At 63.4% G+C, this 9,217-nt stretch carries 8 protein-coding genes; all 8 read right to left on the minus strand.

Annotated features, from left to right (window positions below; genetic code table 11):
* Positions 1 to 2,209 (minus strand): type I restriction endonuclease (locus QZY44_RS17245; RefSeq protein WP_295448885.1); only part of this gene is annotated, 2,209 nt, incomplete at its 3' end.
* A gap of 696 nt (positions 2,210 to 2,905) precedes the next feature.
* A complete protein-coding gene (locus tag QZY44_RS17250) occupies positions 2,906 to 3,850 on the minus strand; it encodes a hypothetical protein (RefSeq protein WP_295448887.1) in 945 nt (314 codons plus the stop codon).
* On the minus strand, positions 3,847 to 4,221 hold the full coding sequence (locus QZY44_RS17255) for a hypothetical protein (protein WP_295448890.1): 375 nt from the start codon (positions 4,219 to 4,221) through the stop codon (positions 3,847 to 3,849). Before QZY44_RS17255 ends, QZY44_RS17250 begins: the two co-directional genes overlap by 4 nt.
* Positions 4,218 to 4,439 carry a hypothetical protein gene (locus tag QZY44_RS17260; protein ID WP_295448893.1) on the minus strand — a complete coding sequence of 74 codons (222 nt, stop codon included), beginning with the start codon at positions 4,437 to 4,439 and terminating at the stop codon, positions 4,218 to 4,220. The genes QZY44_RS17255 and QZY44_RS17260 overlap by 4 nt, the downstream gene beginning before the upstream one ends.
* On the minus strand, positions 4,439 to 5,716 hold the full coding sequence (locus tag QZY44_RS17265) for a restriction endonuclease subunit S (protein ID WP_295448896.1): 1,278 nt from the start codon (positions 5,714 to 5,716) through the stop codon (positions 4,439 to 4,441). The genes QZY44_RS17260 and QZY44_RS17265 overlap by 1 nt, the downstream gene beginning before the upstream one ends.
* The gene (locus QZY44_RS17270) at positions 5,713 to 6,513 is read right to left on the minus strand and encodes a hypothetical protein (protein WP_295448898.1); all 801 of its coding nucleotides are present in this window, start codon (positions 6,511 to 6,513) and stop codon (positions 5,713 to 5,715) included. The genes QZY44_RS17265 and QZY44_RS17270 overlap by 4 nt, the downstream gene beginning before the upstream one ends.
* Entirely contained in the window at positions 6,468 to 8,411 is a 1,944-nt protein-coding gene (locus tag QZY44_RS17275; protein ID WP_295448900.1) for an N-6 DNA methylase, read from the minus strand. The genes QZY44_RS17270 and QZY44_RS17275 overlap by 46 nt, the downstream gene beginning before the upstream one ends.
* 271 nt (positions 8,412 to 8,682) lie before the next feature.
* On the minus strand, positions 8,683 to 8,898 hold the full coding sequence (locus QZY44_RS17280) for a hypothetical protein (RefSeq protein WP_295448903.1): 216 nt from the start codon (positions 8,896 to 8,898) through the stop codon (positions 8,683 to 8,685).
* Positions 8,899 to 9,217: the final 319 nt, after the last annotated feature.

The raw sequence follows: 9,217 nt of genomic DNA on the forward strand, positions 1-9,217 counted from the left end.
CCTCGGTGTCGCCGCTGTCGACTTCCACCGGGGCAAACAAGGGGTTGCCGCCCTGGTGCGTCAGCCAAAAGTGCAGGCGCCGGGCAAAGCCGCAAAAGTGCTCGTACTGGCGATCACCCAGGGCCAGCACTGACTCCGGTAGCGCCTCGATCGCGGAGACCAAGTCATCGCGCGCCCTGATCAATTGCTGCTGATAGGTCACCGCTGCCTGACGGCTGGTCGCGACGACCTGGGCCTTGAAGCCCTCCGGGAGTGCGACGGCGGCAAAGTGCCGGAGCATGTCACGGGCCTTCTGCTCGATCAGCAGCGGCGCCTCCAGCACGTCGCCCGCGGTCCCATAGCGCGCCTTGATGATCGCCAGTTCTTGCGGCGTATAATCGACGAACATATCGACGAATAGCTGATTGAGGCCGGTCGCGTCCTTGACGAAACCATCCGCGGTACGCCCCTCGTAGAGGATCGGCACCGTGGCCCCGTCGAGCTCGGCATCCTGCAAGAGATAGCGGTCGATGAAGTGACCGAAGATCTCCGCCGTCGTCTTCTTGTCATGACTGAGGATGGGCGTGCCGGTAAAGCCGATGATGGCCGCGTTCGGCAGGGCGCGGCGCAGATTCCGGTACAGGGTGCGCGTATTGCTGCGGTGTGCCTCATCGATCAGGACCAGGATCTCCGGCGACTCATTGAGTAACGGAAAATTCTCGTAATCGACGCGCTCCGAATAGGTCAGGGTCTTCTCGATGACGGGTTGATCCTTGCCGGGCCGTTTCTCGTTGCGTTGGATCGTCATGGCCACCCGCTCGCCGTTGCGATCCCGCGCCCCTTCCTGATATTTCTGGAGCATGGCGAAGCAGATGTCTGGGGTCGGGTCGCGCAGGATGCGTTGCGTGCGGGCCGTCGGCGACTCGCGCAATCGCTCGTCCTGTTCATTCGGCCGCAGGGTCTCGCCGGACAGCCGGGCCGTCTCGCGCAATTGACCTTCCAGATCGGTGCGGTCCGTCACCACCACGATCTTGAAGCCGAGCAGATCGGCCGTCGTGCGCATCTTGCGCACCAGAAAGACCATGGTCAGACTCTTGCCCGAGCCCTGGGTGTGCCAGATGATGCCGCCGCGCTCGTCGCGCGCCATGCCGCGCCAGTGCGAGCGACCCGCGAGCAGTCGCGCGATGGCCTTGTGTACGGCGCGGAATTGCTGATAGCGCGCCACCACCTTGCGCGTGCGGCCGTCCACTTGGCGGAAGACCGTGAAGTTGCGCACCAGGTCCAACAGGTGGGCGGGCCGGAGCATGCCGGCGACCAGGAGTTGCTGGCTTTGCAGGCCCGGACCCCGCATAGCCGGTGGGCGCTGGGCGGGAGTCCGAAAGAACAAGGGTGTCCCGGCCCGCTCCGACTGCTCCGGACCAAGCAGGGCCAGTTCCGCGGCGGCCAGCTGTGGGTCCGGCGCATCCGACACCAGGCCCAGCTCCTGTGCGACCACCGTCATGGGGACCGGGCTCGTATCACTCCATTCCAGATAGGCCTCGGGCGGTGCCCCCAGGGTCGCGGCCCGCGCCTCGAAGAAGTCGCTGGCGATCAGCAACTGGTTGGTCCGAAACAGACGCTCGACGCCCTCATCCTCGCTGTATTGGCTAGGCCAGACCTCGCGGCGCTGATTGGAATACCGCAGCAGCTGATTGGTCGCGGCCCCGATGGGGTTCTGACTGCCGGGGCTCTTGAATTCAGCTACCCCCAGCGGCAGGCCGTTCACGAATAAGACGCTATCCGGGATGATATGACCGCGCCCGCTCGTCAGTTCCACCTTGAATTGGTTGATGACCAGGAAATCGTTATTCTCGGGGTGGTCGAAGTCGATGTACCGTACCGGCTGGGGTCGCCCCTGGTCCCAGTCGGGCAGACCGTCGACGACGGTCCCCTTGAGCAGCAGTTCAGTGACGGCCTGGTTGGCCTCCATGAGCCGGTGTCCCGGTGCCTGCTCCAGGTCGCGGATGGCCCGGGCGATCCGCGCCTCGTCCAGCCAAGGCTGACCGTCGCGCAGGTTGATGCGGCGTATCGCCGCGGCCAGGCGCCCATGCAGCAGCACCTCCCGCGAGCTGGTCCGTTCGGTGGACTCCGGCAGGTCCGGGTCGCCCTCGATCCACTCCCAGCCCATGGCCTGAAGCTGCCGACAGAAGGGCAGTTCCACCAAATCGCGTTCCCACTCGATCTTGCTCATTTGCTTGCCTGCGCTCTGAGTCTGATGCCGCCGCCCCGGAAATCGGGGCGAAATCGTTCTTATGGGTAGCGGCGGGGTTGTGCTATTTTTCGGTCAAAATCTCTTAACACATTGTTCTTCCGTTTCGCCGCACTGTTTCAGTGCAACTGTGCTTGTGCTAACGGTTGTGCTAATCAGCGGGCGTGCCCGGGAGATCATCCACCCCGCGAGGTCTCAGCTGCACCGCGCCAGATCCCAGCGGTGCCGCTCAAGGGTCGCGCGGCGTCCCGCGGGGTTTGCGCAGTACCGCTCCAAAATCCAGGCGCGCCGCGCCAGGTTTCAGCGGTACCGCTCAAGGGTCCAGCGGCGCCCCGCGAGGCTTCAGGCGTGCGCCGCAAGTGTCGCGGCGCACGCCTGAAAGGATACGACGTGTGGAAACGTTACAACCTATTATGCCTTATAGTGTTTTGGCGTCACGTCTGAGCCTTTGCGGCGCACATCTCAAGAGCTCAGGAACGCGGCGCAAGTCTTGAGATGTGCCAAACGAAGTCTCAGCGACACCGCTCAAATCCCCAGGGGGCCGCCTCCGGTTCCGCGGCGCACAGTTTCAGTCTGTCGGGGCCCCGCCGCAGGCTCCAGGGGCGCGATTTCAGTCTGGCACCGGGCGTCCCGGAACTCCGGGGAGGCGATTCTTTTCGTTTGCACCGTCCGCGTCCCTCAGGTCCCTGTGCTCGACTGCTCCTCGGCATCCACCAGGCGCGGAACCTCAACCAAGAGATAGCGGGGACGGTCGGACCCGACACGGGTCGTGAGTAAAGTCATCTGTACCCGCCGGTAACCCAGGTCCCGATTGATTCGATCGAGATCCGGTACGGCTCGCGAGACCTTCCCGGTAATCACGCCAAGATCGCCATCCGCCGCAAACTGGAAGGTCCGCGGCTTGGAGAGAAGACCTTGAAACTCACCGGTCAGGGTCAAGGTATCCTCGTGTAGATTGTCCCGCCCGAGACGCGCCAGGCTAGCGCGAACCTGGCCGAGGTCCGAGAAACGAAAGGTGCGTTCCCGAAATTGCAGGGCGCAGGTCGCATCCTGGTCCGCCAGGGTGCTGATAAAGGCCCGCACCTTGTCCAATGCGCGCTGATCCAACTCCGCCGCGGAGTCCGCTAATATCTCATCGTTCGGGTCGATGCTGCCTTGCAACAGACATTGGGTGCGATCCAGTGCCTGCTCGATGATAGACGGGTCATCGAGCGACAACTGTTCACCCCGGTATTCCTCCAACTCGAAGCCGAAGGAGCCGAGTGCGGTGTTGGTGATGAGCAGTTGATTCTGATCGCGGTTCGGGATCGGACCCATGGCGGCCAGCGGCGCCGTGAGTGATGCAGCAACCGCGGCCACGGCGTCGGTGAACCCACCGACCGCTTTAGCACCAAAGTCTGCGAAGATTCCATAACTGCCGATGACCGGTCGGCCCGCGAAGGTGAGGCGGGCGCGCGCCGGCTCACGTTGCACAGGCCCGGCCTTCTCGATCCGATCCTCGAGCACCTGTAAGCGCACCGTCAGGCTCGCCCGGTCCACGACGTCTTCCTCCGGCGTTTCCGCTAACATGCGCTGCAAGGTCCCAATCTCAGCAAGGATTGCAATATGCTCGTCACGATTCATGGCAGCGGCCCCTGTGAACTCAATGTCAGCAATTCTGATCGCGCGGCCGGGTCTTCGGTGGGCGCCAAATCGACCGCCAGATAGCCCTTCCAAGTGTCATCGCGTCGGTGCGACCATAGACTGTACCAGTAGGCAGCGCGCCCCACCAAGCGTTCCGGGGTCATCCCCAAGTCCACCAGGTAACCGTCCACCTGGTAGGTCGCTTTGAGCGCCTGTTGTGCCTGGGGATCGGTTGGTACAAGGTGGGGGAATCGGGCCAGAAACTCCCGCTGTGAAAGGCCGTTCGGATACTGCACGAACGACACCACGTCCAAGTCGTTGGGTGGGCGTCGTTCCAGAACCTCGATGTGCTCAAGAAAGCTGCCATTCAACCATTGGAAGCCTGAACAAAGCCGGCCCCTTGCAGTTCCGCGCGGTAGCGCAGAAACCCGTCGAGCACGGCCCGCCGTTCCGGGGTCTGCCCAAAGCGAAGCACCAATTCCGGCAGCCGCACCCGGTAGGGTGAGCGTGCATTCCCGGTGGGTTGAAGTGGATCTTTGGGTGGAATCAGACCGCGGGCGTTCCAGGCAGGGATGGGGACCGGGATCATCAGGTCATCTCCAGTAAGTCGGCGGGGATTCGGACTCGGCCGGTGAGGAGGTCGGACATGAGGCCGGCCTTCAACCGCAACAGCTTGTGGTGAGTTGCGATTTCGGTGGCTTCCTCCTGAGAGATGAGTTCGATATGCTTGATGATGGCGTCCTGCTCTTCCGGCGAAGGAATGCCGATCCTAACTCGGTAAAGCTCCGGGGTATCTAGTTTTTTTGTGCCATGGGTTGCCTCGGTGGCTCTTCGTAGAAACAAGTCGGCATTGGCTGCGAACCAAAGTGCGAGGAAGCGATTCTGTAGCTTGCCGCGCCCGCGTATCGCCTTGATGTCTTGGTTGAACGCGAAAGGGACTGAGGAAAGGCACACGGGAAATGTGTGCGCAAGTATCATTCCGCGTACGACGATGAATACGGTATCGTGAGGCATCAGCCGCGAGCCGGACTGTAGCGCCTCTTCAGTGATATGTTCGCTGGTATCAGAAAGCTCAAACGATTTCATGTCTTTTGGCGTCAGTAGCGGGATTGCGCCCGCCCACCAAGCCGCGCGCGAACGGTCCGGTGTGCCACCGCTAAACCAGTCACAACATTCTTCGAGCGTTAGCGCTTCCCAATCTATCGGAATCCTACCAAGGGATGAGTCACGAAATTTCTTGGGATGAATCACAGGATCGCGCAATTCACCATTTTCGTCGAGTCCGTGGGTGAGCAAGTCGTGGAGCAGTCCGGTGCGGATTTGCCTGAGCTTGGCGATCACTGTTTCTGATTGAGCAATCGCCTCATCAACCGTGTCGAGGACCGCTGCGATTCGGGGCTGTTCGGCCGCGGGAATCGTTGGGATCTTATAATGCTCGAAAAACGAGGCTTGAACGCGCTGTTGCCCCGCGGAACCACCCATAAAGGCGATGGCTCGCGTCCGTGTTGATTGCGCTTGAAGCCAGTGAAAGATGAATCGCGGGGAGTGATCGGCCTTCGCGCGAAGCACATGAAACTCGGTACTTCCAAACCCGATGCCGTTCATAAGGCCTTGCACATGCGCGCCTTTGCCATTCTCCATACATGGGGTGATTTTGGCGAACAAGATGTCGTTATCAGCAAAGGGCGTATAACCTACCCGAACCTCATCGAGACAACGAACCTGTCGCCCGATCCATTTCCCGGCTTCAGACACGTCGGCCATGGGAACAAACGAAACCCTCGTGTCGCCTGGAAGACCGTTTGTATCTATGCGCGGATTTAACTCCGCGAGGTCGCTGAGCGCTTGATAGGTTAGGTCTTTCATGCGTAACCAATACCTTTGAGCGCGTTCGTCAGTCTTGCCTCGATATTGGCTTTAATGCCCAGCAATGTTCGGAATGTTACCCGATATTTGTCCCAAACTACTTCCACGAATTCCGCTGCCGCCATTCGCCGATCGAGCATGGCCGCATCCATCCCCGCCCGCACATCCAGTGCCATCAATTCCAACACCAGATGGCGTTTCTCGTCTTCCCCCATCGTATCGCAGGTGGTCTTGAGTTCGGCGAGGAAGTCGTTGAGCAGTGTCCGGTAGCTGTTGCGGGCCTCAGTCAGATCGGCCTTGGTCTCTTCATAGGGCTCCAAGGCCTCAGCGATGGCGGCAAGACGGCCAAGCACCGGCGCCAGTGCGGCGCGGGCCTTTTCAAGTCGGGCCTGGGTTGCCGCCGACGCTCGTCCCGCTGCCGCGGGTGGCTTCTTGGCGGCAGCCTCCAACTTCTTCAATTCCGTCAGGGCGGCCTTGTGCTCGGCGCGCAATTCCCGCGCCTGACGGTCCAGCTCGCGCGCCTGGTTCCAGTTGGCCAGCTCGTCCTCTTCCAGGTCGTCCGGCGCGTTGTCGGCCTCGAAGGCGGCCTTCTCGCCCTTGAATCGGGCGATCTCGGCGCGGGCGGCGGCGATTCGCTCCAGGTACTCGGCCATGGTGCGGCGCACGAGTTTGTGACCGAAGGGGTCGAAGGCGGGGCCGGCGTTGTCGTCGTCCTCCAGGGCATCGGCGATGGCGTCCACCCAGCCGTCGATCACACCGGGGAAGCCGTTCTCCAACAGGGTCTTGAAGTCGGGCAAGGTGTCGGTCCACCAGGTGGCGATGACGCCGGCCAGTTTGAAGCGGTCGAGTGCGTCCTGGGGGGCGAGGGTGGCGACGAAGCTGTCCAGCACCTCGGCGCGGACGGCGTTGAGGTTGCGGCGCTCGGGCAGCGCGATGATGCGGGGGGGTGGGCGGCCCACCAGGTGTCCAGGGTCTTGCGGATGGTCTGGGCGCGGGCCTGGACGCCCGGGTCGGACTCGATCAGGGGGCGGATGGTGGCGCGGTCGGTCAGTGCGGGGGCGAAATCGAGGTAGCCACCACCCCTCACCCCCGGCCCCTCTCCCACCAGGGGAGAGGGGGGAGGATGGCCAACAAAGACCTGTGCCGGGTCGAGGCCGACGGCATCGAACAGCGCGCGCCGGGCCTCGACCTCGGCCGCCGGGACGCCGCCATGCAGATGGGCGCGAACGTCCTGCGGCTCGGGCGGCGGGGCGTTGTCCACATAGCGGCGGATGTTGAGGTTCCAGTCGTTGGCCGGGTCGGCGATCTCGGCCACCGGCACCACCCGCGCATAGCCCGGCAGGTCGGCAAAGCGCTCGTAGGCGGTGACGATCTTCTCGACGTGTTCGGGGCGCAGGTAGTTCTGGGCGCGACCGGCGAAATATTCGGCATCCGCGTTGATGAAGAGCACCTGGCCGCGGCGGGCCTCGGGCTTGGCCGGGTTCTGCTCCCGGCCGGTGAGGTTGGGGCGCATGATCAGGATGCAGGCGGGGATGCCGGCGCCGTAGAACAGATTCTGCGGCAGGGCGATGACGGCCTCGATCAGGTCCTGCTCCAGGAGCTTGCGGCGGATCTCCCGTTCCGCCCCGCCGCGGAACAGCACCCCGTTGGGCATGACGGTGGCGACCATGCCGCCGGGGCGGCACACGGCCAGCATGTGCTGGGCGAACATCAGGTCCGCCTTCTTGCCGCTGGTCGGGCACCAACCCCAGCGGAAGCGCTCCGGGAACTCCATGTTGGAGCGGGTGTAGTTCTGGCTGAAGGGCGGGTTGGCAATCACCCGGTCGAAGCGCTCCAGTTCCCCGGCCTCGCGGTGCATGGGGTGCAGGAGGGTGTCCTCGAGCCGGATGTCGGCCCCGGTCTCGCCATGCAGCAGCATGTTGAGCTTGCAGATGGACCAGGCGGAGGCGTCGTTGACCTGCCCGGCCAGATAGAGGTTGCCCGGGTCGCCCCCGGATTGCTCGACGAATTCGCGGCTGATGATCAACATGCCGCCGGAGCCGCAAGTGGGGTCATAGACACGCATCCCGGCGGTGGGCTTCAGGATGCGGACCATGAGCCGGATCACGTCACGCGGCGTGTAGAAGTCGCCGCCCTTTTTGCCGGCGGACTCCGCGAACATATTGATCAGGAACTCGTAGGCGCTGCCGAGCAGGTCGGAGAACTGGAAATCCTCGTTGCGCAGGCGATGCCGGCTGAAGTGGATGACGAGCTCCCGGCAGGCGTCATCGCCCACCACGCGCCGGTTGCCCTGCATCCGCATGAACTGGATGTGGTCCAGGACGTGTTCCAGGTCCTCGTTGGACTCGCTGAGCGCGGCGAGCGCCTTGTCGAGCCGGCTGCCGAAGGGCTGGGTGGCGTCGTTGAGCTTGGCGCTCAAATAGTCCCAGCGGGCCAGTTCCGGGACGAAGAAGGTGTCGTAATAGTCCGGGTTCTCGCCGTAGCGGCGCTGCGCCTCGTCCTGGACCACGCCCTGGTCGACCTTGCGCCCGACGATGCGCTCGCGCTCGGCCTCGAACTGGTCCGAGCAGCGCTTGAGAAACAGCAGGCCGAAGATGTAATCCTTGTAGGTGGCCGCGTCCAACCCCTCTTGGCGCAACCGGTCGGCAGCGCCGTAGAGGTGACGTTCCAGCTTGGCGAGCGCGAGCTTGGGCATCGCTTGTTCGGTATCCTGCAATCCGTGACGGCGCCCCAGGGCGGGGCGGCCTGTGCGGCGGCGTCCCATGAGTGTCGCACGGGCACGGCGCGCAAAGAAAAAGGGGTTAGGCTTTTCAACCTAACCCCTTGTCTTTTCTTGGTACCGAGGGCCGGAATCGAACCGGCATGGGGTCACCCCCGTCAGATTTTGAGTCCTGAAAATTCAAGGACTTACAGCATATCGCAACATCTTGGAGCATGAAAAACAGGGGCTTGCGTGGGGCTAGCTGTTACCCGGTGTTGGGCGATATTACCAGATGATGCCCGGCAGTGGCGCACCAGTGGCGCACGGGCAACGATGGGGCCGGGGGCAGTACCAGGGCCTTGAGCCTGCCGACCTTGAGCATCGGCGCCAGTGGCCAGGTGGAGCGGTGCCCGTGCCCTGGGACCTCGATCCCGGCCGCGGTGCAGCTCCCGGCCGGCGCAGTGACCAAGGTCTTGAGCATCGGCGCCAGTGGTCAGGTGCAGCCGGTACCCTGGGACCTTGATCCCGACTGCATCGCCAGCCGACAGGGAGGGGAACGGGCACGGCGCACGCCCAAGACCGACCCGGGCCTAGATCCCAGTCGGGAGCATCGGCGCCAGTGCCAGGGCCTTGAGCCTGCCGACCTTGAGCGTCGGCGCCAGTGGCCAGGTGGAGCGGTGCCCTTCGCCCTGGGACCTCGATCCCGGCCGCGGTGCAGCTCCCGGCCGGCGCAGTGACCAAGGTCTTGAGCATCGGCGCCAGTGGTCAGGTGCAGCCGGTACCCTGGGACCTTGATCCCG

The organism is uncultured Thiodictyon sp., from assembly GCA_903837595.1.
Lineage (GTDB): Bacteria > Pseudomonadota > Gammaproteobacteria > Chromatiales > Chromatiaceae > Thiodictyon.